This window comes from Bartonella sp. AS69XJJH (genome assembly GCF_042195585.1).
GTDB lineage: Bacteria > Pseudomonadota > Alphaproteobacteria > Rhizobiales > Rhizobiaceae > Bartonella.
Genome location: NZ_JBHIOO010000002.1, coordinates 106,021 through 132,429, shown reverse-complemented (window position 1 = coordinate 132,429; position 26,409 = coordinate 106,021). Strand labels below are relative to the sequence as shown.

The following is a 26,409-nucleotide window of genomic DNA, read 5'->3' as shown; positions in this document are numbered from 1 at the left end:
TAGCTTTTATGAAGTAAAGGTTAATCGTGTCTAATCGATTTTTATACCATTCGTAAGAGGATTTTCGTAAGTACTTTTCAGATACACCGTTGTGAAATAGACTTAGAAACATTAAAATAAAACAAGAATATAAATAAGAAAAACATACTATTTGGGGATGCTCTATTTTGTGTAAAGGATGTGAGCTTATATATAAAAATGAGAAAAACAAAAAGCAAAGCTTCATCTTCATCATTAAAAGATATTGACATATTTAAAAGTCGTAAAACCGAATAAAAAGGGAAGGGGTAGAAGAAAATTGTTTGTCTTTAAGGCTTTCTAACTCAATGAGTCTGCCTTTCTGTTATCAAAGATAATCCAAACGACATATATATAACGTGCTCTTATTTGGTATAGAAATGTTATAAGCAGAAAAAAATAGTCTTAAAATATGCTATTTCGCAAGATTTGAATATTGACTAATAAGCAACAGTAAAAGGATGAGTTATTTGTTTTACTCTTCTCTTTATAATTTCTATGATATTGTCGTTTATGTTGAGAAAAAATAAATTATTTGTACAACATATTGATTTATAATGATAATTTATCATTTTGTATTTGGAATAAAAGACCCGAATAGCGGAGGGTTTTCTCATTTCGAATTTATTGATACTGAATCAATTAAAATTAATTGCTTATACATCATAAGCAGGTTGGTATGTGGGTACCATTTAAAAAGGAATAAAAACACTTCTTATGAACGTTTTCAAATGCTATTTGGGAAGTTAAGGCATATTATTTCCATCGACCAGAAAGCAGGTCGGTTTTTATATCTATTTTCCCAGTAAGTCTTGCTTTGTAGACACCATAATTTTCCATGACACGCATCACGTAATTACGTGTTTCTGTATAAGGAATACGTTCAATCCAATCAATGACATTATCGAGAGATTGTCCTCGAGGATCGCCATAACGTTTTATCCATTCATTGACTCGACGGGGACCCGCATTATAGCCAATAAGAGTTAGTATATAGGATCCATTAAAACGTTCTAATTGTTCATTGAGAAAATGGGCACCTAATGTTGCATTATAATGAGCATCACTGCTAAACTTTTTAGGAGACCATGTGATTGAGTATTTTTTTGCCAGTGCTTTTGCTGTTGTAGGAAGCAATTGGAGTATACCTTGTGCACCTGCTTTTGATATGGCTGTTGGATTAAATTCGCTTTCTTGGCGTGCAATGGCATAGATAAGCGATTTTTCTTCTACAGAAATATTAGTAGAAGCTGGTATAGCTCCCAGAGGATGAGAGAGTGCCCCGACATTTTTTCCCTGAATAACAGCCATTTTTCCAATTTTGAGGCTGGTATAATAGTCACCATTTTTTTCTGCCATAACAGCTAGAAGAGCTAATTCACCGGGGCTTTCTATTTTTTTTCCGAGCTCTCTATAAAAAATTTTAGCAAAATCAGCATAGCCGGCTGCTTCAAGACGTTGAATTGCTTTGATCGCTTTTCGTGCACTGAAATGTTGTCGCTCAGCGGTTGTTGGTTTGGGAAAAGACACTTTAAGCTTTTTTTGGTTGAGTCGTGCAGCGGCTAATTGACCATAGTAAGTTGCACCAAAATGAGCTGCGCGATGAAAGTATTGCTGGGCATTTTTATGTTCTCCTAGCTTTTCTGCTGTTCGTCCCATCCAGTAATATCCACGTGATGCAGAAAAAGGTAAAGAAGAGAGTTGAGGAATACGTGAAAAATGCTGCATTGCCAATTTAGGGTTATGAAGAAACCGTAGTGCGTACCATCCTGCATGAAACTCAGCATCGATAGCTAATGCAGATGTTATACCAGTGTGCATTGTAACGAGTTGATAAGCGATTTTTGGTTTGTTTAAATCGAGCATTTCACGAGAAAGGGCGCGTTGTTCTTTCCACAATGAATGAGGGTTCATAAGGCGGAATGCATCTTTTGATGTTTTCATCATGAGTGCTGCGGCTGCATCATATTGCTCTGTTCGTCGAAGATGGCGTATTCGAGCAAACTGAAAAAGAGGATCTTTTTGCCATGATCTCTCTACAGCTTTCAATTTTTGTGTAGCTCTAGGATCATTTTTTTCAACGGCCACAAAAGCATCAAAAAGAGATTGAGCATGGGCTAATTTTGCAACGCGTGCTGCTGAATCAAAACGATGTGTATACAGCATAAACTGCATGCGTTTCAAATGATCAATAGGTTTTAATGCAGCGCTTGCATTTTTAAGAACAAATACTTCTTCTTTTGCATTAAGCTGTGTTTTATGCCACCATGGTGCAATAACGTGTTGAGCACGAGTGGTTTGTCCCGTTGCGATAAGTGCTTTAGCGAAGAGAGCCATTCCTTGTGCTGTTTGGGGCGGGTGATGAGAAAATTTTTGGATGATTGCGCGTGTGACGTTGGTTTCGTTAAGAAAAGCACGTTCAGCATTGCGTTGCATCGTTTCTATACCTGGCCATCCTTTTAGCATGTTGATTGCATTAAATATTTCAGAACTTGGTATATTCGCTTGGTTTGATACCCCCAACGCCCATGTCAAAATATGACGATCAAGGCTATGTTTTTCCATTGAATTACGAAGATTTATTGTTTTTGCAATATTGTTATTTGCTAGTGCATCTAGCCCAGCTTTCAGTTGCTGAAGTGTAGCAGCATTGTGCGGTGTCGTGTGTATCTGTTGAAGAGATTCTTGAGCTTCTTTTGCGGTAAAGGGAGTAGGGCGAACCAAAGGGATTGGCGTTTTCCCTTGTAAAAGGGGTGTTTGCGCGTATGCACTTGAAAATAAAATTCTTATTGCCAGTATAAGTGCAGTAAAGGTTGATACGAAAAGAGAGGTGGCAAATACACGCATAGAGAAAAGACCTTGAGACCTTGCTTTTTGTAAAAAAACTTAAGGATTTATAGAACACAAGCGTGAAAAACGCGTTAATATAGACGGCTTATTTAAAAGAAATGTTCAACATTTAAGGAGGGGCATTTTCATCTTATAAGGGCTTTTTTTGAAATTCATCTTGCTTCAATGATAGAGCAAGATTATGCTCTATTTAAAATTTATAAAAGGCGATTATAAAAAATAAAAGCAAACATTATAGGGAGTTTATCATGCTCAAGGGAGCGATAACTGCGCTTATCACACCGTTTGATAACAAGGGCGCAATTGATGAGAAGGCGTTTTGTGATTTTGTTGAATGGCAGATCACACAAGGGATTAACGGCGTAAGCCCTGTTGGGACAACAGGTGAATCAGCAACGTTAAGTCATGAAGAACATAAGCGGATTATAGAATTGTGTGTTGAGAAGGTCGCAAAGCGTGTTCCTGTTGTGGCCGGAGCGGGATCAAATAGCACAAGTGAGGCTGTAGAGCTTGCACAATATGCGCAAAAAGCTGGTGCAGATGCAGTTTTGGTTGTCACTCCCTATTATAATAAACCAAATCAATCTGGTTTATACAAACATTTTTCTTCCATTGCCAAAGCTGTTTCTATTCCGATTATAATTTATAATATTCCTGGTCGTTCTATTATCGATATGGCTGTAGAAACGATGAGAGACCTTTATCAAGATTTTAACAATATCATTGGTGTTAAGGATGCAACGAGCAGAATTGAGCGCGTTAGTGAACAAGGTGAAAAGTGTGGAAAAGATTTTGTGCAGCTTTCCGGCGATGATTGTACGGCATTAGGTTTTAATGCACATGGAGGTGTGGGGTGTATTTCAGTTTCCTCAAATGTTGCTCCAAAGCTTTGTGCAGAGCTTCAAGCTGCTTGTTTTCGTGGTGATTATAAAACAGCACGAGAACTAAATGATCGCTTGATGCCTCTTAATCGTGCTGTATTTATTGAACCTAGTCCAGCAGGTATTAAATATGCCGCTGCAAAATTAGGATTTTGTGGTGATACAGTGCGTTCTCCTATTGTTCCATTAACAGAAAGCACAAAGAAGATTATTGATGCTGCCCTCAGTCATGCTGGTCTTTTAAAAGCATAGAATGATATTGACAAAGCCATGAATAAAAAAAAGAACGCGCCCGTACGGAAAATAATTGCTGACAATCGTAAAGCACGTTTTAATTTTGAAATCCTTAATAATCTCGAGGCTGGTCTTGTCCTTCAGGGAGCGGAAGTGAAGTCCCTACGTTCTAATCATGCCAATATTGCGGAAAGCTATGCGAGTTTTGAGAATGGGGAATTATGGTTAGTAAACAGCTATATTCCTGAATATACGCAGGCTAATCGTTTTAATCATGAACCGCGACGTTTGCGCAAGTTATTACTTTCAAAACGTGAGATGGCACGTTTTTTTAATGCAACGTCTCGTGAAGGAATGACACTTGTTCCTCTCAAACTTTATTTTAATGAACGAGGGCGCGTTAAGTTGGAGATCGCTCTAGCGCGGGGGAAAAAGCTTCATGATAAGCGCGAAACAGAAAAAAAACGCGATTGGGGACGTGAAAAAGCAAGACTTTTAAAAAGGTATGGATGACGGATGCGATCTAGATATCCTTTATTTATAGCACTTTTTAAAACAGTTTTAGCATTGATCTAAGTATGTTTTTGCTGCTTGAAAGATTTGGTGAAACATGGCGTCTGTCAAGCGTCCAGTATTTGTATTATAACGAGAACAGTGATAGCTCGAAAAGATGCGTAATCTGCCGATGTTATTGATTTCACCGTGTCCAAAAGGGTGAGATAAAACTTTTGCATTAAGGGCACGTATCGTTGAATGGTGCGCAATGGTGCCTAAGGTAATAACGGCTTTAAGTTTGGGAAGATTTGTTAAAAGAGGTGAGAAGAAATAGCGGCACGTGTTAATTTCTGCACCGGTGGGTTTATTTTCTGGTGGAACGCAACGAACAGAGTTAACGATTGCCGCATCAATAAGTTCGAGAGTATCGTCTGCTCTTTCTTCAAAGGTTCCTTGGGCAAAACCAAACTTTTTTAAAGTTGAATAAAGTAAATGCCCAGCATAATCACCAGTAAATGGACGTCCAGTTCGATTGGCTCCGCGTAATCCAGGAGCAAGCCCAACAATAAGAAGGCGTGTTGTGTCTGGCCCTTTATAAGGAAAGAATGGGCGCACTGGTGCGTTATACCAACTTGGTTCTTTTACACGCCAGTCAGCGATAAACTGATGGAGCCTAGGACATAAATTGCAATTTTGGGGCGGTTCTGGGCAAAGTGATGTTAATTGGCTATTCATGGTGTTAGGCATCAATCGTTTTTTCTATTTTTTTGAGTCTTTTATAGCGTATATGACGGGTTATGTTTTGAGAAACAATCTATAATGAATATAAAGAAAGTTTAATATAAACTTATTACTAATTATTGTGTAAAGAGAGGTAATCTTTCAGTAATTTATTCGATGAATAAGAGTGCAATACACATGATGTTCAAAGAAAAAAAGCTCTCTCTTTAAATACAGATATTATCATAAAAAGTATGCATAAGGCTGCTGTTATTGCAAAGGATTTTAAACAGCTGGTATTCCTTTTAAAAGGATGAAGACTCCAGACAAACATTTTGTCAAGAAAGATCTCCCTTTGTTTGAAGCCAATTTATTGGAATGCTTTTAAAAGCAGCTTTGATAACGAGCATGTATAGGCTATATATTCTTATAAATTTTCCAAGAATTTTCTTAAATAAGTTCTGTAATTAAAAAATATAAAAGTTTGTGTTGTTTTTCTTGTGTTTTATTTTGATTATTGTATATACTTCCCTATCCGCTATTAAATTTTTTTATTTGAGAAAGAGGCATAAATGGCCCGCGTAACGGTAGAAGATTGTATTGATAAAGTTGACAACCGCTTTGAATTGGTACTTTTAGCAGGTCATCGGGCGCGTCAGATTTCACAAGGAGCGCAGATTACGGTTGATCGTGATAATGATAAAAATCCAGTTGTTGCTTTGCGTGAAATAGCAGAAGAAACGTTGTCGCCTGCTGATTTAAAGGAAGACCTTATTCATTCGCTGCAAAAGCATGTGGAAGTAGATGAGCCAGAAATGGCAAGTGAATTTATTACTCATTCAGGTGAAGCTGAAAGTGTTTTTAATACGTCGTCGCAAGAAGAAGGTACTTCATTTGATCATATGTCAGAAGAAGAGCTTTTAGCAGGTATTGAAGGTTTGGTTGTTCCAGAAAAAAGTGACGATTATTAATTGCGGCAATTTATATTACAGGAGTAAAGATACCTTATATGTAAGGGGCAGTTATTTTTCTTGTCTTTTATTGATAAGATGTGTTCAATAAGGATTAGGGGTGTGAAAAGATAAAGGATATGCTCGTATGATGCGTCAGTGTGAGCTTGTTGGACGTGTTCAGCGTTACAAGTCTGACGTAGATGAGGCTCTTTTAAACAAGGCCTATGATTATGCAATGAGAAAGCATGCACATCAAAAGCGTGCGTCGGGTGATCTTTATTTTTCTCATCCTTTAGAAGTTGCTGCTATTTTGACGGATATGCGGTTGGACGAGGCAACGATTGCTGTTGCTCTTTTGCATGATACAATTGAAGATACAAGCGCTACACGAGCAGAAATTGATCAGCTTTTTGGTTCTGAAATTGGGAAGTTGGTTGAAGGACTTACAAAGCTTAATAAGCTTGATCTTGTATCAAAGAAAGCCGTACAGGCAGAAAATCTTCGTAAACTTCTTATTGCCATTTCTGATGATGTTCGCGTTCTTTTAGTCAAACTTGCTGACCGCCTTCATAATATGCGTACCCTTGGTGTTATGCGTGATGATAAACGTCGACGAATTGCTGAGGAGACGATGGATATTTATGCGCCACTTGCAGGCCGTATGGGTATGCAGGATATGCGCGAAGAATTAGAGGATCTCTCTTTTTTTTATTTAAATCCAGAAGGTTATCGTACGATTACCAATCGACTTTCTGAATTATTGAAACACAACCGTGATTTGCTTTCCACAATTGAAAATGAATTGACAAAACTTTTTTTCGAGCATGGCATTAAAGCAGATGTTAAAAGCCGTCAGAAAAAATCTTATTCAGTCTTTCGCAAAATGGAAAGTAAAGCATTATCTTTTGAACAGTTATCGGATATTTTTGGTTTTCGTGTGATTGTTGAGTCCGTGAATGATTGTTATCGTGCTCTTGGGGTCATTCATACGACATGGCCAATGGTTCCTGGTCGTTTTAAAGATTATATCTCTATACCAAAGCAAAATGATTATCGTTCTATTCATACAACAATTGTGGGACCATCGCGACAACGTGTTGAGTTGCAAATTAGAACGGCTGCTATGGATGAAGTTGCTGAATATGGGGTTGCTGCTCATTCCATATATAAAGAGCACGGTTCCAATTATTCGACTATGAAGTTATCAAGCGAAACGAATGCCTATGCATGGCTGCGTCAAACGATACAATCTTTGTCTGATGGAGATAATCCAGAAGAGTTTTTAGAACATACAAAACTTGAGCTTTTTCAAGACCAAGTTTTTTGTTTTACGCCGAAAGGTCGATTAATTGCTTTTCCTAAAGGAGCTACACCCATTGATTTTGCTTATGCCGTCCATACAGACATTGGTGATTCTTGTGTGGGTGTAAAAATCAATGGTCGTATTATGCCTTTAATGACCAAATTAAAAAATGGTGATGAGGTTGATATTATTCGTTCACACGCTCAAATTCCGCCAGCTGCATGGGAATTTCTTGTTGTCACAGGTAAAGCACGTTCAGCTATTCGACGAGCAAGTCGAGCAGCGGTACGTAAACAATATTCGGGTTTAGGATATCGTATTCTTGAGCGTTCATTTGAATATATGGGAAAACAATTTTCAAAAGACATTTTGAAGAAAGTTTTGCCACGTTTAGCGCGTAAAGATGTAGAGGATGTCTTAGCTGCTGTTGGGCGTGGAGAGCTGTTTTCCGCTGATGTGATTAAAGCGGTTTATCCTGATTATCAAGATCACCGTGTGGTACAAAAGTCATCTTTTAAGCCTGGGGAAGAAGGTTGGTTTAATATTGAAAATGCTCAAGGTATGATTTTTAAAGTTCCAGAAAATGAAAAGAATGCAATGGTCGAGAATCATCAATCTAAAGCATTGCCTATTAGAGGAACTGGTGGAGATATACCGGTACGTTTTTCACCGGAAGGAGCAGTACCTGGAGATCGGATTGTTGGTATTATGCAGCCAGGGGCTGGGATCGTTATTTATCCAATACAGTCTTCAGCTTTGATGGCGTATGATGATCAGCCAGAACGATGGATTGATGTCCGCTGGGATATTGATGCCCAAATGAATGAACGTTTTCCTGCACGGATGAATATTTTGGTTGTAAATAGTCCTGGTTCTTTGGCTGAAATTACACAAATAATTTCTGCTAACGATGCCAATATCCAAAATTTATCTTTTATCCGCACAGCACCAGATTTTACAGAAATTATGATTGATTTGGAAGTGTGGGATTTAAAACATTTGAATCGTATTTTTTCTCAGTTAAAAGAGGCAAGTTCAGTAAGTACAGTACGGCGGGTTCATGGATAAAAAGAAAGATTTTGCAATGAATACACAAGATGTCATTGATATTTTTAAACAAGCAGATGCTATTCTAGAAGGGCATTTTATTTTAACATCGGGTCGCCATAGCGCGACTTATATGCAAAAAGCGAAAGTATTCATGCATGCTGACTTGACGGAAAAGTTATGTCGTGGATTGGCTGAAAAAATAAAAAAATCTATCGATGGAAAAATTGATTATGTTGTTGGTCCCGCAATTGGCGGTCTTATTCCTTCCTATGAAACTTCACGTCACCTTGGTGTTCCTTCTCTTTGGGTAGAGCGTGTAAATGGCATCTTTGAGTTGCGTCGTTTTGAAATCAAGAAGGGTGCACGGGTTGTTATCGTTGAAGATATTGTGACCACCGGTCTTTCCATTCGTGAGACTATTGAGGCGCTCGTTGCAGCAGGAGCAGAGGTATTGGCCAGTGCATGTATCCTTGATCGTTCTGGTGGTAAAGTCAATGTTGGAGTTCCATTGATTGCACTTGCTGAATACGAGATAACCTCTTACGCTAGTGATGCTCTTCCTGCAGAGCTTTCTGTTCTTCCAGCGATAAAACCAGGCAGTCGAAATATTTAATTGTCTTTCTATTTTTTTTGTGCAAAAGCTTAAAAAGATTAATTTGGATGATAAAGCTTAAAAAGATTAATTTGGATAATATAGATTATTTCATCATCAAAAGATGTATATTGAGAGTCATATGCTTTTTCGTCGTCGAGAACCAATAGATTTTGTAACGCGTATTCGACTTTGGTTATGGCCACGTCGTTCATTTTCTCGCTCATTTTGCTACATACATAAACGTATTTTGCGTATATCAGCAACACCGCATGAAGTAGCATTGGGGGTTGCTGTTGGCATTTTTTTAGCTTGTTCTCCTTTCTTTGGGCTGCATATTATTTTGGCAATATTTCTTTCTTGGCTTTTGCGTGCAAACTTTGCCGCCGCAATCATTGGGACGATTTTTTCTAATCCACTCACATTTTTATTGATTGTCATGGCTGATTATAAAGTAGGGTATTTTTGTTTATCACTTTTTAGCGATGTCAAAGAGATTTCTCTTTCGCAAATTCGTGCTCTATTTAATGATTTGACATTGTCAAATCTCTCTCTCCTCTTTAAAGGCGCATGGGACACAATTATGAGTCCTATGATTTTAGGTGGAACTCTTTTAGGTATTGTTTTTGGTGGGTTATCTTATATAGGTGTTTACAGAGCAACGGTTCGTTTTAAAGAAAAGCGATATCAAAAGATTATAAAAAAAAGGCGTTTAAAGAAGCGTTCATCGTAAGAAAGATCGGGTAATATCTTATGATTATTGGTCTTGGAAATGATCTGGTTGATATACGACGTATTGAGAAAATGTTGGTTCGTTATGGTGATCGTTTTATCCAACGTATTTTTACGGATATTGAAAGAAAGAGATCCGAAAATCTCAAAAAAATCTCCTCTTCCTATGCAAAAAGATTTGCTGCTAAAGAAGCGTGTGCTAAAGCCTTAGGAACAGGAATCGCTTGTGGTATCAATTGGAAAGACATGGGGGTAGTTAATTTGCCATCTGGTAAACCAATCATGCAATTAACAAATTGCGCACAAGTGCAACTTCAAAAGTTATTACCTCCTCATCATGATGCAGTTATTCATCTTAGCATAACAGATGATTTTCCTTGGGCACAGGCATTTATTATTATCGAGGCACTTCCACGTGGATAGATGGGATGAGAGATTGTGCTTTTGTTATTTGAATATTATGATGAAAAAAAATTATATCTGTGATGAGAAGGCAGTTGGTGATGATCCAAAAAGATAAAGTGCATAAAAAAGAAAAAAAAGGTGGGCTTCGTGAATTTATCTCTGTTCTAATACAGGCTCTGCTTTTAGCAGCGTTTATTCGGACACTTTTTTTCCAGCCTTTTAGTATTCCTTCCGGTTCAATGCGTCCTACTTTGTTGGTGGGAGATTATCTGTTTGTTTCTAAGTATGCATATGGGTATTCTCGTTTTTCCATACCCTTTTCTCCTCCTCTTTTTTCTGGACGGATTTGGGCATCTCAACCTCAACGTGGAGATGTGGTCGTTTTTCGCTTACCAAGTAATCCGAAGATTGATTATATAAAACGCGTTGTTGGGCTACCAGGTGATCGTATACAAGTCCGTCAAAGTGTTCTTTATATTAATGATAAGGCTGTCTCACGTCACTTTATGGGGGAGATTGATAATTCTGATATAACAGAGGTTAGCTATCCTGTTGAGGTTTATCGCGAGACAATGCCTAATGGTGTCAGTTATGATACACTTGATTTAGCTTTCATCCCGAAAGTTGATGATACAGAAGTCTTTGAAGTTCCTCAAGGACATTACTTTATGATGGGAGATAACCGCGACAATTCAGATGATAGTCGTTTAGATGTAGGCTATGTTCCAGAAGAAAATCTTATTGGTCGCGCGAGCGTAATTTTCTTTTCCATCAGTAACGGTTCAAGTGCTTGGCAGATTTGGCGCTGGCCATTTGATGTGCGTTGGAAGCGTTTGTTTTCTTTTATAAATACGGTTCATGATTTGCCGCTTATCAAGCAAGGAAACAACGATGAAACGTCTAATGATTGATCAGCTTTTCAAGCTGACGGGGCATCGTTTTAAAGATGAAGAGAGGTTAAAGAAGGCATTAACACACTCGAGTGTACAGGATTCAGAACAGGGGAATTATGAACGACTAGAGTTTTTAGGGGATCGGGTTTTAGGCCTTTTGATTGCAGAAATGCTGTATCAACTTTTCCCTCAGGCAAGTGAAGGTGAATTATCAGTCCGTTTGAATCATCTAGTCAATGCGCAGACATGTGCTGATATTGCGCGTGAAATGAGGCTTCCTGATATGATCCGTGTTGGTTTTGAGATGAAAAATTTCGAGGGGCGTCGACTCATCAATATGCATGCAGATGTCGTGGAAGCTTTGATTGCCGTGATATATCTCGATGGAGGATTGGAAAGCGTTCGCCCTTTTATTCAAAAATATTGGCAAAGTCGGGCAAGGAAAATGGATGCTGGTCGACGTGATGCCAAGACAGAGTTACAGGAATGGGCGCATATCCAAGGCAATGCACAACCACATTATCAGGTTATAAAACGTTCAGGTCCAGATCACGATCCTGTTTTTATGGTAGAGGTCAGTATTTCTGGGGTTGCTTCAGAGATTGGGCAGGGAAGCTCTAAAAGATATGCTGAAAGAATGGCAGCTGAAAAAATTTTGCGACGAGAGGGCGTATGGAAAACAGTGGGAAAAAATGATCATGAGTGACGTTATGAAAACGCGTTCTGGGTTTGTTGTGCTTATTGGGATGCCTAATGCCGGTAAATCGACATTGGTTAATCAGTTGGTTGGAACAAAGGTTTCAATTGTAACGCATAAGGTACAAACAACACGAACTTTAATCCGCGGTATTGTCATTCATGATGATGTGCAAATTGTGTTAGTCGATACACCGGGTGTTTTTCGTCCCCATAAGCGCTTAGAACGTGCCATGGTTTCTGCTGCTTGGGGAGGGGCTAAGAGCGCGGATGTTCTGCTCGTTTTAATTGACGCTCAAAGTGGTCTTTCGGATGAAGTTGATATGATGTTAGATATTGTAAACAACATGAAACAAGAAAAAGTTCTTGTTCTTAATAAGGTTGATACAGTTGTTAAATCATCTCTTCTAGCGTTAACCACTAAAATAAATGAACGTGTAAAGTTTGCGCAAACATTTATGATTTCTGCTCTAAACGGTTCTGGTTGCAAGGATTTACTTCATGCGTTGAGTAATATGATGCAGGAGGGGCCATGGTATTATCCGGAAGATCAAATTTCCGATATGCCCATGCGTCATCTTGCTGCTGAAATTACGCGTGAAAAACTTTTTCTTCGTCTTCATGACGAACTTCCTTATTCCTCAACGGTTGAAACAGAAAGCTGGGAAGAGCGTTCAGATGGTTCCGTTAAAATTAATCAAGTTATTTATGTCGAGCGTGAGAGTCAGAAAAAAATTGTCTTAGGAGCAAAAGGCGATACAATTAAAGCGATTGGTCAAGCAGCACGTAAAGAACTCATGGAAATTATGGATCAAAAGGTTCATCTTTTTCTCTTTGTGAAAGTACGCGATAATTGGGATACCGATCCAGAACGTTATCGCGAAATGGGATTGGATTTTTTAAAATAAGATTTTTAAAAATAATTAAAGTAAAATGAAGTGGAAAGAACAAGCTGTTATTCTTGGTACACGCCAATATGGTGAAACAAGTGTCATTCTTGAGGTTATGACACGTGAACATGGTCGTTATATGGGAGTGGTAAAAGGGGGGCGGTCGCGTCGTATGGCAGCTCTTCTTCAACCTGGAAATTTTGTGGAGGCTGAATGGTGGGCTCGTTTAGAGGAACATTTGGGACTTTTTCGGCTTGAAGCTCTTGATTTACATGCGGCACGATTAATCTGTCTACCAGAAGCGCTTTATGCTATGCAATTGATAGCTTTTCATTTGCGGCTTCTTCCTGAACGTGATCCGCACCCCGTTTTATATGATATTTTACACCTTTTTATGCGAAATTTTGATGAACCATTTGTAAATGCAGAATTGCTTGTACGTTTTGAAATGCGGCTTCTTGAAGAACTTGGTTTTGGTCTTGATTTATCTTGTTGTGCTGCAACAGGTCGTCAGGAAAGGCTTCATTACGTATCACCAAAATCTGGACGGGCTGTCTGTGAAGAAGCAGGGGAGCCTTGGAAAAAAAAGCTTCTCATTCTACCACAGTTTCTTGTACAGAGAACGACTCGTCCTGCTGATTCTAGTGACATAATGAATGGTTTTATACTGACTGGTTTTTTTCTTATGCGTCATGTCTGGGAGCCACGAGATATACAGCAGCCGTCAGTACGCATGAATTTGATACAATTGTTTGAGCGCCAATTTGGTATACAAGCATTGATTTGTTGATCTGATGATAATTGAATGGGAAAATGAGAGTTTTAAAGACAATTGCTGAAGTCCGCCAATATACTTCAGAGGAACGAAGTTTAGATTTTTCGATTGGTTTTGTTCCAACAATGGGGGCATTGCATGATGGACATCTTGCATTAGTACAGTATGCAAGAGCAATGTGTGATCGCGTATTGGTTTCTATTTTTGTCAATCCAAAGCAATTTGGACCTCATGAAGATTTTTCTCAATATCCAAGAGATTTGAAGGGCGATTGTGCTTTGTTAAAAGAAGCGGGTGTTGAATGTGTTTTTGCCCCTTCTGTAGATGAAATGTGGTCACTGGGAAATGATACAATTGTGCAAGTGAAAAAATTATCACGTATTTTGATGGGAAAATTACGTCCAGGGCACTTTTGTGGTGTAACAAGCGTTGTTGCTAAACTTTTTAACATTGTCCAACCAGACAAGGCTTTTTTTGGGGAAAAGGATTTTCAACAACTTTTAATTATTCGGCGTATGGTTGAAGATTTGGCTTTTCCTATTGAAATCGTTGGAGTTCCTATTCTACGGGAGTCGGATGGTGTAGCTTGTTCTTCACGCAATCAGCTTTTAACATTAGAAGATCGTAAAGCTGCCAAAATTATTCCTGAAAGTGGGAAAGCTGCTGAAAAGCTTTACCATGAAGGTGAACGGTCGGTTGATAAATTATGCACAACTGTTCGTGATATTTTACAACAAGAAACGCGAGCAATCATTGAAGCGATAGATTTACGGGATATGGAAACTTTATGCGTGGTTAAAGGAATATTGAATAAACCAGCAGTTTTACTTCTTACTGTCCGCTTTGGAGAGGTAAGACTGATTGATCAATATATATTGCAAGAGAAGGGCGGAAAATGAGTGTACATAAAACCGTAAAGCGTCTAACATCTTCCGAAATACGTGCAAGAAAGGGACAACAGCCAATTGTTTCTTTAACAGCTTATCAAGCTTATGCTGCGCGGATTGCTGATCCATATTGCGATATCCTTTTGGTTGGTGATAGCGTTGGTATGGTTGTATATGGGTTTGAGACAACGCTTCCTGTTAATTTAGATATGATGATTTTACACGGGCAAGCTGTGGTGCGTGGATCTCAAAAAGCTCTTGTGGTTATTGATATGCCTTTTGGCTCTTATGAGGAAAGTCCAGAGCAAGCTTTTTTAAATGCATCGCGTATTCTTGCTCAAACGGGGTGTGGTGCAGTTAAGCTTGAAGGTGGTGTTTATATAGCGGAAACAATTGATTTTTTGTGTAAACGTGGCATTCCAGTAATGGGGCACATTGGTCTCACACCCCAGGCGGTGAATCGTTTTGGTGGCTTCAAAACACAAGGACGAAAACAGAGAGATTGGCAAAGAATTGAAGCCGATGGGGCTGCAATTGAGGAGGCAGGTGCTTTTGCTATTGTTTTAGAGGGGATTGTCGAACCTTTAGCAGTAAAACTGACAGAAAAGCTTTCTATCCCTACGATCGGTATTGGTGCATCCAATCAGTGTGATGGACAAGTATTGGTTATGGAAGATATGTTGGGCTATGGTGCTCATGTGCCAAAATTTGTACGCCGTTATGGAAACCTTGAACAAGCCATGGAAACTGCAATAAAGAATTATGCAGAGGATGTCACCTCTCGTGCTTTCCCAGCGGATAATGAAGTTTATAAATTAAAATAATTATAAATTAAAATAAAATTCAGTTTAAGATGAGAATTTTAACAAGAGAATATTTGTTGTTTTGATAATGAATGTGCATATATTTTGTATACAATTTGAGCTGTGATTTTTCTATTTCTTTAATGGGGTCACGTCTCTTATGCAAAACAGAACGCGATTGGGTTAGTAATTCATGTGCTTTTTTAAGAAAGCTTTCTTGAGGCACCCAATCCTATTTCGCGACAGCGCCCGTGAAGAGTATACCGTAAATCCATTGAGCACCTCCGTCTTTACGCTTATGAAGAAGCAAGCCGGTACCCATCACACTATTTGCCAGCCCCTAATGTTGTGACAGTCCTTGGCACTTAAGACGATTCATAAGAACCATTTTTAGTTCTTTCTTATACAAATTTGATCCACACACTCATCCCGCTTGTTATGTGCAAACGAGTGGTTTTGATTGATTCAACATAAACAGGTTTGGAATCAGAGAATCTTGCGTTATTCGAGGGGCTAATTCAATATGAATAACGCTAGATTATCATTATAAATCAATATGATTGTATCTTTAATAAGAAATAAAAGTTTGTATTTTGGCGCCGAGTAGAACCTCTTTTAAAGGTAATTTCACCGCAAGTAGATTTCACAAAATTACAATTAAAACAGAAAAATAATTGAAAAATTTTTCTTCTGAGAAGCTGATTTACGCAACAACTATTCTTTATTTCAGCCCAAAAAAACCTTTTTAAAATTACGTGATAAAGCAGAGCATTGCATATTTCTTATTGCGATTGAAGTGAAATAGCCATTGAAATCAGGAATAATATTTTTTGAATGAAATTAATAATTAAAATGGAAATTAGCTGAGCACAAGAGTTTTTCGATTTATACTGGTATAGGCCAATTTTTTTCCAAACTGAATATTGCATAATGCAGTTAAATTGACTTTACAATTATAAAGTTGTAAATTTCTAGGCTTTTTACAAAATACTAATTGTCTTGAATATAAATAAGGTACATAATAACAATATGATGAGGATATTATGTCATATAAAAGATCACAGGTAATTGGCACTGTGTATAGTGCAGCTTTAACTTGTTATAAACCATTGGTGCGAGATAGAAAAAAATAAACAAGTAGGATAAGGGCGCAGCAGTGCCTTTATCCATTGTATTATTAAGAAACAATTTAGGAGGGGAAATGTTTCGTATTAATCTCGACGAGAATAGCATAACTAGATTAAATGATTTTCAGATTATTGTGCTTAATGATTCAGCTATAATTTTAATTGATTCAGTTTTTTACAGAATCAAAAAATGAAACTGTTGCGGCAAAGCTTAATGTAGAGACAGAGATTTAGCATCAGATTTTTCAATCTTGTTAAGAGAACTAGAAAAGAATGGTTTTCTTTTAAAGAAGGAAAACTTGATTAGTGCGTCAGATTCGATTTTTGATCTTAAAAAATTATGGGTACCTGTAACACCTACTATACATATTTATCCAGAATTGCAATAGCCCTTGTACCATGTGCGATTGCTGGAAGATTAAGGAAAAAAAATGGCATACTCCAGAAAGTTTAATATCCTTATTTAGAATGTTGAAAGAAAAAGGAGCTGCCTCAGTGATGCTTTCTGGGGGGAGAACCTTTAATGCATCCGAAGCTTAAAGATATTTTATTAACGTTGAATGAACTAGGTCTGCCTGTTGAATTAAATACCAATGGCATCTTATTGCATAAAAATTTATGGATTTTACAGTATGACATAAAAGAAATTGTTATTTTTATGGATTCGATTAGTGTCCAAGGATATTATGATATACGGGGGCGAATAAATTTGATCGCGTGTGGAAAAACATTGAAACAGTTAAGAATCTTCAACCTCTTCAAAGTATAGGAATAAGAGCGACAGTTACCAAAGAGATTCTAAAAAATATTATTAATTTTATCGATTTTTGTATAAGCAAAAATGTCGATTATATCGGATGCAGCCCGCTCGATACGTCGTCATTTAGTTTTTCTAGAAAAAATAATACAAAGGATCGATCTAAGGCTTCAAGAAACAAAACTCTTCCGCCAAACGCTTCACTTTTTCATTTGAGAGCTGAATTATCAAGGAAAGAATCCCCCCCTCCAGATTTATATAGATAAAAAGTTCCAAGAAAGGAAAATCTCATAGACGTCACAAAATTTTGTAAATTGTATTAATTATTACTTAGGCGAGAATTCTACGTACGTTTCGTCGCCGTTAATGTGTTTATTTCCATTTTCATCCTTGGTATTGGACTATAATGGAGATTTAAAAAATTGCTTTTATTCAGAAGCTTTTGGGAATCTACAAAATTATGAGGCAATAGATTGGTCTGCTCAAAGCGTTTTAAAATCTTTGAAAGAGTCTGGCGCATGTAGCGGATGTCGTGGGAAGGTGTTTTGTGGATAAGGTTAAGCAATTTAAGATTTATAGTGTTAGCAAGTCTACTGCTCTAGTGGTTGCTGTTTTACCACTTTTTTTGTCTGAAAAATTGCATTTGTCGCAAGCGGATATTGTTTTAATCGGTAGTTATTTTTTATTGCTTCCTTTGATATTAGAAGTCCCCTTGGGTTTATTATCAGATGTTTATGGAAGTAAACGCGTTATTTATACTGGGCTGTTTTTCTTTCTTTGCGGTTTTTTAGCTCTTTTTATGAATTATGCATATTTTGCTTACGCCACTTATTTGTTGTGTATTACATTAGCAGCCGCTTGTTTCTCAGGTGCGGAAGATAGTTTACTCTTTTCTGTAGTACCAAAGCATCGCACACTGTTTTCCGTTAAGTCCGAAGTGGCTGCTGTTACCTATAGTGTAACAACGGTACTTATTTTTTTAGGGGGAATACTTTATTATGTGCATCCTGCATTGCCTGTGATTTTTCAAGTCCTTTCATTAATTTTTGCTATTTTTATGTTTTCAAAACTGACGAAGGGATTAGATAGTTTTCATATCAACGCTCATCCGAATATTTTCACAGTTATGTGCGCCAGCCGTAAAGAAGTCAAAAATCCTTATCGCTTCACTCTTATTTTTTTAAGTGCAGTTTCAGCTTTTGCTATTTTGGTTAATAATCGAACTGTTTCTATCGCATTTTCTGATTTTTTGCCATTTCAACCTGCTATTTTGGTTTCGATTATTTTTATCATTGGGAATTTTTTTCAGCAAGTTCCAATATATTGTTTCAGAAGTATTTTTCAAAGTTTCAAAATCCTATTTTTCCCGTCTTAATGATTGGTTGTATGGTAACCATTGCTTTTTTTCTCATGTCATTTCAAATCATTGCGGCTCTTATATTAGGATTTTTACTGCTATGTGTTTTTAAATCTGCTTATCGATCTTATCTGTCGTCTCTTCTTATAGATTCACTGATTGATCCCAAAGCTATCGCGACTGTTTTATCATTCACAGCCATTATTACAGCTGTTGTATCCTTTGCATTCAGTTTTTTATACGGTTATGTTTTTTCAACATTCTGGCAAGCTAATTTGTGGTTGGCAGTGATTATGGCTGTGATTTTTGGGGTGTCTGCTTTAATTATTTTTGTCAGAAAACAAGAAATCATTTGGTTACAGCCTGAAAATGCACAATCGTCAAAACAACATTTCTTGAAACGCAAGCATCAAGAGTTTTGCTATGGGCAAATTTATCCGGAAGCATCGTGCATTAATGAAAACATCAAGGATGGCTCTTTTCGACAAAGTCTCTATCCTGCACCAAATTTGATAACACTTTGCGATGAAGTAGTCGAATGGGAGTTTATCCGAGGTACTGTATTGAGCCAAATGGATTTGCTACATCAAAAGGCGATTATTGATCAAATCAATAAGATCTTTCAAGATCGATTAAGCAAGAATATAATCTTATCACATGGAGATTTACATCCTGATAATATCATTGTTACTCCTGATAGTTCTTTTATGGTAGTGGATTGGGATTTATGTCAAGAAGCCAGTCCGGAATTGGATATCTTAACATTTTTCACCAGTCCGAGATTATCTCTCAATTTAGAAGAACGGATAGACTATATTTCTCATTTGCTGTCTATATCAAAGGATGAAGCTTTACCAATGATAAAAGCGTTTGTGGCTAAAAAAAATTTCTGATCTTTGTCTATACCAAAATATTTTCATGAAACAATTAGTATTGGATTATATGAACTTGAATAAGAAATTTCATGGGCGATAATATTGTAATTTGTAATAAAAATTGCAGTGCGGGGTGCAATTATTGTCCGTATTCGATGGAATGTATGGTGAGAGATGACACGTTGCCTGAATCTTTATATACAATAAATGACATAAAATCTGATTTTATTATTCTTTCTGGTGGAGAGCCTTTTGAGCTCGATTATGATTTACTTCATAAATATACTTGTATGTGTCTCATTTGTAAAAAATATTTTCGGATTGCAACAGGGGGGCACATCTATATTCAACCATATTTGAAGCTATTAAAGAGTAATCCGTTCTTTTTAGGGATACAAATAGGCACAGATGTTATTTCAGAGATAAGAAATCTAGACAGTAAAAAATATAAACAAACGTGGGTGCGTAACATAGAATGTATGAAAAAAGATAGCGTACCATATAGTGTGACGATTACTTTATCGGAGAGATTCGATTTGGCAGAAGTGTTAGCTCTAATACGTATCGCTACTCCCGAGTTCATTTTAGTTAATTTTGAAAATAGAAAAAAGTATGAGAATACATTTCAGTTAAATATGATACGGGATTTTTTTTCTGACTGTGAGATAAAATATGGATATACGCATCAGAGTTTACACCAATAAATATAAACTATCGGATTCTTTTCACAGTTCTTCTGGTGTATTAGTTGAAAAAACAGAACTGATAATTTTATTTACTGCTCAGGATAAAGTTATTTCGCCCTTTGCTATGGAGTTGCCATTGTCACCTAGTCACGGAGAAATGCCGGACGATTTTATAAAATCTATAAATGAACGATCAATAAATAAAAGTAAACACTTTGCAAATTCTTTAAGCTATTTCTTTGGGTTGGAAGATTTTTTTAAAAAAGTTGAAATGGCTAAAATTATTAATTCTGGATTAATGAAATCTATTAAAACGATAGGAATAGGTGCAATTATTGATGATGAGATACGTAATTACGATTTGATAAAATTGAAATCATCGAATCAGTATTTGGATGATACAATTGCAATTGTTAATGAAAACAAAAATGTAAAATTTATTATTGATTTCAATGCAAGTATTAATTTTGAGCAGTGGAATTATTTTATTGATAGGATAGATAAGAATAATTTGTTTGGAATAGAACAGCCTATGAAACTTCCTTCAAAAATTCCAGATTTGGGTTTCTTAAATATCGCTGATGAGACATTCGTGAAATGTGGTTATGAAAAAATTCACGAATATGGCTATAATGCTTTTGTCTATAAGCCATTTGCAAGTAATATTAAAGAATTATATAAGTGTTTTGAGAATAAAAATAACTACGTTGGTATGGTTGGAAGTAATGTTTCTGGCCCTTTAGATTGTAGTTTTTGTAACATCATAAATCATTATATGCCTACCAAATTAGCAGGAAATCGTGCAAGTAATTTTGAAGCGCATCCGTTAAATAATAAAACTGAGGATTTAATGAGAATTCGAGAAAAAAAGATATATCTCTGATGAATTGTTTATTTATCTTGATAAATTTTGCCGAAAGGTATCGGATTTGTATTTTGATATGAATACATTAAAAGAAATTGCTACAAATATATAATATTTCCCACTCTAAAGCAGCGATGTTTCGTGAATAGATATAGGACATACCGATGGAAGAACGATATGGTGCTTGTCTCATGTATCGAAATCTCATATACTAAAAGTGTCAAAGATGGTGGCAAAATTGGCTTTGATTTTTTTAATATTAGCAGTAATTTAAGCGGCAACTTGCCTTTTTTATTCAAGATTTTTGATGAGAAAGAATTATAGGTATTTCAGCTTGATGTAACTCAAAATAAGCGAACGGTATTTTTAAGCTTGATGTTTATTATAAAGCTGAGCTCAACCCCAATCAGAACAGTATAGCAGGTGGCCTTATTATCTTACTTAAAGGGGGCTATAGCTAAGAAGCATACGATTGTTATTATATCGAATGTTCTCAATTTGCATTCGATTAAACTTACAAATCAAGATGGCTTTTATTCTAATATCATCAATACCGAGCTTTATAGATTAAACATTCAAGTCCAATAGTTCGCAGAACAAATGAGCCATGCATCCAAAATGGCAATTACGAGTAATATAAATCCAGATGATATTGTAGCTGATATTCACGTAATACCATCAATACTCCCAAATGACTTCTATTATCGTAAGTTTTTCTTTTCTGAGTTGTCTAAAGTTTCAAATCTCTCTTCAATTTCTTGTCTCTCTTTCTGCTTTAACCAGTCTTTATACCATTGCTTTTGAAGGCAAGTGATAGGAGCTAAAGCGGCTTTCATGGTAGGTGTTTTCATGGTTGAAGGTTGTCCAATAAGAGCGCCCCAGAGATTAGGAACAATTTTCCAATCATCATGCTGTTTTGGAGCAATACGCACGCCATTACCAATGACAGCCGCCAAACCGCATAAAGCAGAGACAGCAATAAAATCCATTGGAGCTTGTTGACGCTCTGAAACGTCATAAATATAGTCCATGAATGGCATTGGAAGCTGTAAGAGGCTAAAAGGCTCAACGGGTAAAAGAGCACTCTCAATCTTGTTGTAATTCCCCCCAACCATTTTGTTGCAAGGCGACTTCATAAGGAATGGCTTTTAAACAAGTATTTTCGTTTAAAGAGACATTATCGTTATCATTGACGGGGGTATTATTCTCTAAAATATTTTGATTATCTTTTGTCATATTACTTACCTTGAATAATAGAGAAAATCATTGAAATCTAAAGCGTTAGGAGCTTGCATGATAAAGACCTCAAAGCCTTGGCTATAAGCACGCTTGGCTAGGGTAAAACCTGCTTTACGACCCGCATCATCGCCGTCCATTGCAATTGTCAGACGTTCTTTTGTATGGGGTAAATTCACACGCATCATGCCACTGGTTGAAAGAGATGCCCATAAATCAACGGGCTCTGATAACAACCCAGACAGAAGAGACAACCCCGTTTCAATGCCTTCACAAATGACCAGATGTTTGGGATTGGATTGACTTAAATGCACAGCACCGCCCATGACAGAACCCAACATGGCTTTTGCTGGTTTCTGATCGGTTTTGCAGCCATTGGCTTGTAAAAAGGTTCTATGAATGGCAAAGGAGCCAGCACCCTTAACAAGAGCAACCAACGCGGGTAGTGTAATCCCTAAAGGGTGTGGACATTTGCTATGAAAGCGTAAATCAGCAGGCAAATCACATGTAATACCCCGCATACGTAAATAGGTTTCTGCTAAAGTATTCTTGATTGGTTGGCATTGTTGCCAAATTGCTTTTGCTCTCTCTGTTTTCTGTTTTGCTCGTTTGAGATCAGCAGAAATCTGTTTGGATAAAGAAAGCGTCTGATCATAAGCTTTATCAAAAAAGGCTTGTTTCCCCAGCAAGCTAATTCTGATGAGCGCTTGTATGATCTCTCTAAAAGAGCAGCCAGCATAACAAGTGAGTAAGAGACGCCCATCATGTCCATGAGAAAGGGATAAGCTAGGCAGCCTATTCATCATGAGCAGGACAACGGGCTATTCCATAATATCCATGCCAAACCCCACGCAAGGCATTTGTGATGCCCCGAGCATTTATATAAGAAAACATGTTTTTTATCCTATGAATATTGCACCATAGGACGGATTATGCTAACTCTAGGGTGATGAGTTTGAGAAAGCCTTGTCCGTCCTTACGTGACAAGGTTTTTTTTTATGCCGCGTCACTTTGACGTTGCTGTTTTGCTTGTTCGATGACATTCAAAAGATTCGATTGTAACCAACGGGATAAAAAACCAAATTTTAGGGGTTTGGGGAGAGAGCCATTGGTAACATGACGGCGGAATGTTGAGACACTCATATGAAGCAATTTTGCACTTTCACGGTCTGTTAAAAGAATATCATTTTCTGTCATACTAAAATCCTTTCTATCAAAATGAGAACAAATCATAACTATTTATTAACCACATTTTGGTTCATTTAGAAAGATGTTTTATTCATAGAAAACAATATTTTATCATATAATTTGTAATGTGATAATTTATGAATCTTATTGAGAAAGAATGAGAGAGAAGAGAGCTAAAGTTATCCACAGATCATGGGGTTATGCACCCCATATCTTAAGATTGACTGGTGACATAAGCCGCCCATTTATCCATATAGACACGGCGCTGTTCTAGATAGTCAGTACGACGATAGGCACGTTCTACTTTACCGCCGACCGTATGAGCTAAAATAGTTTCAGCGACCTCATAGGGGGCATCGGTTGTTTCAGCAAGCCAATTGCGTAAACTAGAGCGAAAGCCATGCGGGCAGGCTTCAAGTCCAATACGTTTCATATATTGAGCCATACACTTCTCAGCGAGGGGTCCCCGACCGGTTGCAGAAAAAAAGAAACCATTGCGAGAAAGCAAGCGCGCTTGTTTTAAAATTTCTAATGCTTCTGTTGATAAAGGCACACGAAATTCTGTTGTAGCATCACGTTGTCCTTTCATATTCTCGAGCCACGGATTGTTCATATATTACCCTCAACTTGATCCTTATGGATATGACACAAAGGATTGGTACGAACCCCTGTAAGAATAAGCAAACGCAAAGCCAGTTGTGTCATAGTTGTTTTTTGACAAAGCGTTTGATAAAAAGCCGGAATCTTTCTCCAATCCATAGCTGGAAAATTTTTCGTTTTATGGCGTTGTTTGCCTAAGAGCGCGCGTGCTTTTTCTATTGCTTGTAAATCAACATTCAAACCTAATGCAGCCGCATGTTTGAGACATATATTAAGACGGTTCAGTGCTTTACGAGCTGTATCAGCTTTTGTATGCCAAATAGGGGCAAGGGTATTACGTATCTCTGTTTGTGTAATCTCAGAAACGGGCAGACAGCCTAATTTGGGGAGAATATGAAGGCGTAATGGTAAAAACCAATGTCCATTTTTACCATCCCCTTTTAATTCAGCTTTACGAGTTTCAAAAGTATCTAAAGCAATATCTTTTAAATAATGGAGATTGCTTATTGCTTCACGCTTTTGTTTATTGCGCTCTTTAATGGGGTCACGACCTTCACGTAAAACAGAACGCCCCCCATTTGCCAATTCACGCGCTTGTTTTAAAGAGACATCTCTTAAAGCCCCCAAGCCCATTTCACGACGACGCCCGTGAATGGTATAACGGTAAATCCATTGAGCACCTCCATCTTTACGCTTATGAAGTAACAAGCCAGCGCCATCATTATATTTGCCAGCCCCCAATGTTGCGACAGTCCTTGGCACTTAAGACGGTTCATAAGAGCCATTTTTACTCCTTTCTTTCCTCATTTTTACCCACACACCAGCCCCGCTTTTGACGTGCAAGAGAATGATTTTGATTGATTCAATATAAACAGATTTGAAATGAGAGAATCCTACGTTATTCGGGGGCCTCATTCAATATGAATAAACAATGAATTATTGTTATAAATCAGTGTGATGTTTCTGTAATGACAAGGAATCAACAATGCGAAGAGGTTATAATCTTTGGGCATCCAAGTCATTAAAGCGCGTTAAAAATGCGTTTTCAATTTGTTGGGTAGAATAGGAGGATAAATCAAGATCATCGGGTAAAATATTATTGGGAGAGCCAAAATAGCGAAGGGCTTCTCCTGTATTAAATCCAGCAAGCGTAATTGCTTCATAATATGCAGCGATACGGTCGGCTTGTTTAATTTTTTTTAAAAGTTTTTGAGAAAGATCAACGGGAAGAGAAAAGCGCATGTGGATAGCATCTTGGATGCCCTTTTCAATGCTTTCATATTGTTTTCCTATGACGGCTTTAAAGGGGGAAATCATATCGCCGATGACATATTCTGGAGCATCATGAAGAAGAGCATAAAGACATTCGTTGCTTCCCGATTGTGGAAAAAGTTTTTGAAATATTTGTTCAACCAAAAGTGAATGTTGAGCAACAGAATAGGCATGCTCTCCTCGTGTTTGACCGTTCCAACGTGCCACACGAGAAAGTCCATGGGCAATATCTTCAATTTCAATATCAAAAGGAGAAGGGTTGAGAAGATCAAGTCTGCGTCCAGAGAGCATTCTTTGCCAAGCGCGTGCTTCTCCATTTTTTAATAATTCAGCTTTAGCCATGCGTATTTTCTATAGTATTTTAAGGAAAGGTAAAATTCATATTTTCAGCAACGTTTATAGTGACAGGAATGTTTTTTACAGTAAAGGGGATGTTATGGTCCATAGAATCTTTGACATGGTCAATACGCATTAAAGCGAGAGCCTCATTTTCTACACACGTTCCCAAGTAGCCAAGCACTTTAGTTCCTGCTTCAATACTAGATTGAGGGGGTAATTCACACTGGCCTTTTACAATAAAAATACGGCGACGTGCTGCACGGCGGTGGTGCATTCGTGAAACAATTTCTTGTCCAATATAACATCCTTTATTGAATGAGAGTCCATTGATTTGATCGTAATTAATATCATGAGGAAAGACTTTACCAATTTCATAGTCTTGATCGCTTTCCGCAATTGCATAACGGATACGCAATTGATTCCATGTGTAATGATATTCTGAAGTCAAAAAAGGTTTTTTGCCATAGATTCGTATTATTTTTTCTTGTTGTGGGAAGCGTTTATCAACAAAACTTGAATCAAAATTTAAAGCTTCTGATTCTTTATTCAAAGAAACTGTAACAAGTTCTTGTAATGGTTGTGTAATTTCTACTTTTTTTTGCAGCTTATAGAGTAACAGACGTTGGTGAAGCGTATCAGCTAAAGGCATTCTGATATCAATCAGGTAACCATCTTCTTTTTTTCCGATAAGAAAATCAGCAAGAACCTTTCCTTGTGGGGATAAAAGGGCTCCAGGAAAAAGTTCCTGTGGGCTGATTTTTTTTACATCTGTCGTGATAAGGGATTGTAGAAAATCTGTTGCTTCTTCGCCTGTAATTTGAATAAGCCTGCGGTTTTTTAAGCAAATGGCATTTTGTTTTTCAATCATGGTTCTTGCCTTTCTGCTCAAAGTTACATAATCGATAAGTGAGCAATATGTAAGGAGCGTGG

General features: G+C 37.3%; 24 protein-coding genes and 3 pseudogenes. 17 read left to right on the top strand and 10 right to left on the bottom strand.

The genetic code is table 11. The annotated features are described in order from the left end of the window. Nucleotides 1-774 precede the first annotated feature (774 nt). Nucleotides 775-2,865 carry a lytic transglycosylase domain-containing protein gene (locus ACFIK6_RS01865; RefSeq protein ID WP_375641529.1) on the bottom strand — a complete coding sequence of 697 codons (2,091 nt, stop codon included), beginning with the start codon at nt 2,863-2,865 and terminating at the stop codon, nt 775-777. A gap of 251 nt (nt 2,866-3,116) precedes the next feature. On the opposite strand from ACFIK6_RS01865, the gene dapA reads away from it, so the two are divergent. Together dapA and smpB are read left to right on the top strand one after the other, a co-directional pair. After that, a complete protein-coding gene (dapA, locus tag ACFIK6_RS01860; RefSeq protein ID WP_375641528.1) occupies nt 3,117-4,001 on the top strand; it encodes a 4-hydroxy-tetrahydrodipicolinate synthase in 885 nt (294 codons plus the stop codon). 18 nt (nt 4,002-4,019) lie between these two features. Further along, nucleotides 4,020-4,496: an SsrA-binding protein SmpB gene (gene smpB, locus ACFIK6_RS01855; RefSeq protein ID WP_012231306.1), complete on the top strand. Its 477-nt coding sequence runs from the start codon at nt 4,020-4,022 to the stop codon at nt 4,494-4,496. Nucleotides 4,497-4,544: 48 nt separating this feature from the next. Here smpB and ACFIK6_RS01850 read toward each other — a convergent pair whose 3' ends face one another. Then, nucleotides 4,545-5,213 (bottom strand): uracil-DNA glycosylase, encoded by a 669-nt coding sequence (locus ACFIK6_RS01850; protein ID WP_375641558.1) that lies wholly within the window; start codon nt 5,211-5,213, stop codon nt 4,545-4,547. A 557-nt stretch (nt 5,214-5,770) separates the two neighbouring features. On the opposite strand from ACFIK6_RS01850, the gene rpoZ reads away from it, so the two are divergent. The 11 genes from rpoZ to panB all read left to right on the top strand — a co-directional run bounded on the left by rpoZ (nt 5,771) and on the right by panB (nt 15,198). Further along, nucleotides 5,771-6,169, top strand: a complete 399-nt coding sequence (rpoZ, locus tag ACFIK6_RS01845; RefSeq protein WP_273791104.1) for a DNA-directed RNA polymerase subunit omega — start codon at nt 5,771-5,773, stop codon at nt 6,167-6,169. A gap of 127 nt (nt 6,170-6,296) precedes the next feature. After that, the gene (locus tag ACFIK6_RS01840) at nt 6,297-8,522 is read left to right on the top strand and encodes a RelA/SpoT family protein (RefSeq protein WP_375641527.1); all 2,226 of its coding nucleotides are present in this window, start codon (nt 6,297-6,299) and stop codon (nt 8,520-8,522) included. Between the two features lie 16 nt (nt 8,523-8,538). Then, complete coding sequence (pyrE, locus tag ACFIK6_RS01835) at nt 8,539-9,117, top strand: orotate phosphoribosyltransferase (protein WP_273723667.1); 579 nt, start codon at nt 8,539-8,541, stop codon at nt 9,115-9,117. A gap of 121 nt (nt 9,118-9,238) precedes the next feature. Beyond that, entirely contained in the window at nt 9,239-9,829 is a 591-nt protein-coding gene (locus ACFIK6_RS01830) for a DUF2062 domain-containing protein (RefSeq protein WP_375641526.1), read from the top strand. 20 nt (nt 9,830-9,849) lie between these two features. Beyond that, on the top strand, nt 9,850-10,251 hold the full coding sequence (acpS, locus tag ACFIK6_RS01825) for a holo-ACP synthase (protein ID WP_375641525.1): 402 nt from the start codon (nt 9,850-9,852) through the stop codon (nt 10,249-10,251). A gap of 80 nt (nt 10,252-10,331) precedes the next feature. Continuing rightward, nucleotides 10,332-11,144 (top strand): signal peptidase I, encoded by an 813-nt coding sequence (gene lepB, locus ACFIK6_RS01820; RefSeq protein ID WP_375641524.1) that lies wholly within the window; start codon nt 10,332-10,334, stop codon nt 11,142-11,144. After that, nucleotides 11,125-11,832 (top strand): ribonuclease III, encoded by a 708-nt coding sequence (gene rnc, locus ACFIK6_RS01815; RefSeq protein WP_375641523.1) that lies wholly within the window; start codon nt 11,125-11,127, stop codon nt 11,830-11,832. The genes lepB and rnc overlap by 20 nt, the downstream gene beginning before the upstream one ends. Then, nucleotides 11,825-12,730, top strand: coding sequence for a GTPase Era (gene era / locus ACFIK6_RS01810; RefSeq protein WP_273723653.1), 906 nt, complete (start codon nt 11,825-11,827; stop codon nt 12,728-12,730). The genes rnc and era overlap by 8 nt, the downstream gene beginning before the upstream one ends. Nucleotides 12,731-12,755: 25 nt before the next feature. After that, a complete protein-coding gene (gene recO, locus ACFIK6_RS01805; RefSeq protein ID WP_375641522.1) occupies nt 12,756-13,502 on the top strand; it encodes a DNA repair protein RecO in 747 nt (248 codons plus the stop codon). Between the two features lie 23 nt (nt 13,503-13,525). Continuing rightward, the gene (panC, locus tag ACFIK6_RS01800) at nt 13,526-14,386 is read left to right on the top strand and encodes a pantoate--beta-alanine ligase (RefSeq protein WP_375641521.1); all 861 of its coding nucleotides are present in this window, start codon (nt 13,526-13,528) and stop codon (nt 14,384-14,386) included. Beyond that, nucleotides 14,383-15,198: a 3-methyl-2-oxobutanoate hydroxymethyltransferase gene (gene panB / locus ACFIK6_RS01795; protein WP_375641520.1), complete on the top strand. Its 816-nt coding sequence runs from the start codon at nt 14,383-14,385 to the stop codon at nt 15,196-15,198. The genes panC and panB overlap by 4 nt, the downstream gene beginning before the upstream one ends. A gap of 64 nt (nt 15,199-15,262) precedes the next feature. Here panB and ACFIK6_RS01790 read toward each other — a convergent pair. Next, nucleotides 15,263-15,565 (bottom strand): annotated as a pseudogene (locus tag ACFIK6_RS01790) (integrase arm-type DNA-binding domain-containing protein); the annotation flags it as partial. A gap of 2,043 nt (nt 15,566-17,608) precedes the next feature. Between ACFIK6_RS01790 and ACFIK6_RS01785 the strand changes: the two are divergent. From ACFIK6_RS01785 to ACFIK6_RS01770, 4 genes are all read left to right on the top strand, one after another. Then, nucleotides 17,609-18,436, top strand: a complete 828-nt coding sequence (locus tag ACFIK6_RS01785) for an MFS transporter (protein ID WP_375677304.1) — start codon at nt 17,609-17,611, stop codon at nt 18,434-18,436. Between the two features lie 11 nt (nt 18,437-18,447). Further along, nucleotides 18,448-19,311 (top strand): phosphotransferase, encoded by an 864-nt coding sequence (locus ACFIK6_RS01780; RefSeq protein WP_375677303.1) that lies wholly within the window; start codon nt 18,448-18,450, stop codon nt 19,309-19,311. A 71-nt stretch (nt 19,312-19,382) separates the two neighbouring features. Then, entirely contained in the window at nt 19,383-19,997 is a 615-nt protein-coding gene (locus ACFIK6_RS01775) for a radical SAM protein (protein WP_375677302.1), read from the top strand. Then, a complete protein-coding gene (locus ACFIK6_RS01770; protein WP_375677301.1) occupies nt 19,966-20,862 on the top strand; it encodes a hypothetical protein in 897 nt (298 codons plus the stop codon). Before ACFIK6_RS01775 ends, ACFIK6_RS01770 begins: the two co-directional genes overlap by 32 nt. Nucleotides 20,863-21,545: 683 nt before the next feature. Here ACFIK6_RS01770 and ACFIK6_RS01765 read toward each other — a convergent pair. The 7 genes and pseudogenes from ACFIK6_RS01765 to ACFIK6_RS01735 all read right to left on the bottom strand — a co-directional run bounded on the left by ACFIK6_RS01765 (nt 21,546) and on the right by ACFIK6_RS01735 (nt 26,347). After that, on the bottom strand, nt 21,546-21,980 hold the full coding sequence (locus ACFIK6_RS01765; protein WP_375677300.1) for a DUF3987 domain-containing protein: 435 nt from the start codon (nt 21,978-21,980) through the stop codon (nt 21,546-21,548). Continuing rightward, the gene (locus ACFIK6_RS01760) at nt 21,931-22,080 is read right to left on the bottom strand and encodes a hypothetical protein (protein ID WP_375677299.1); all 150 of its coding nucleotides are present in this window, start codon (nt 22,078-22,080) and stop codon (nt 21,931-21,933) included. Before ACFIK6_RS01760 ends, ACFIK6_RS01765 begins: the two co-directional genes overlap by 50 nt. A 5-nt stretch (nt 22,081-22,085) precedes the next feature. Next, nucleotides 22,086-22,974, bottom strand: a pseudogene (locus tag ACFIK6_RS01755) (toprim domain-containing protein). Between the two features lie 102 nt (nt 22,975-23,076). Next, nucleotides 23,077-23,277, bottom strand: a complete 201-nt coding sequence (locus ACFIK6_RS01750) for a helix-turn-helix transcriptional regulator (protein WP_375677298.1) — start codon at nt 23,275-23,277, stop codon at nt 23,077-23,079. A gap of 205 nt (nt 23,278-23,482) precedes the next feature. Further along, nucleotides 23,483-24,653, bottom strand: a pseudogene (locus ACFIK6_RS01745) (tyrosine-type recombinase/integrase). A 211-nt stretch (nt 24,654-24,864) separates the two neighbouring features. After that, nucleotides 24,865-25,482, bottom strand: coding sequence for a YfbR-like 5'-deoxynucleotidase (locus ACFIK6_RS01740; RefSeq protein ID WP_375641516.1), 618 nt, complete (start codon nt 25,480-25,482; stop codon nt 24,865-24,867). 19 nt (nt 25,483-25,501) lie between these two features. Continuing rightward, nucleotides 25,502-26,347, bottom strand: coding sequence for a YgfZ/GcvT domain-containing protein (locus tag ACFIK6_RS01735; RefSeq protein WP_375641515.1), 846 nt, complete (start codon nt 26,345-26,347; stop codon nt 25,502-25,504). Nucleotides 26,348-26,409: the final 62 nt, after the last annotated feature.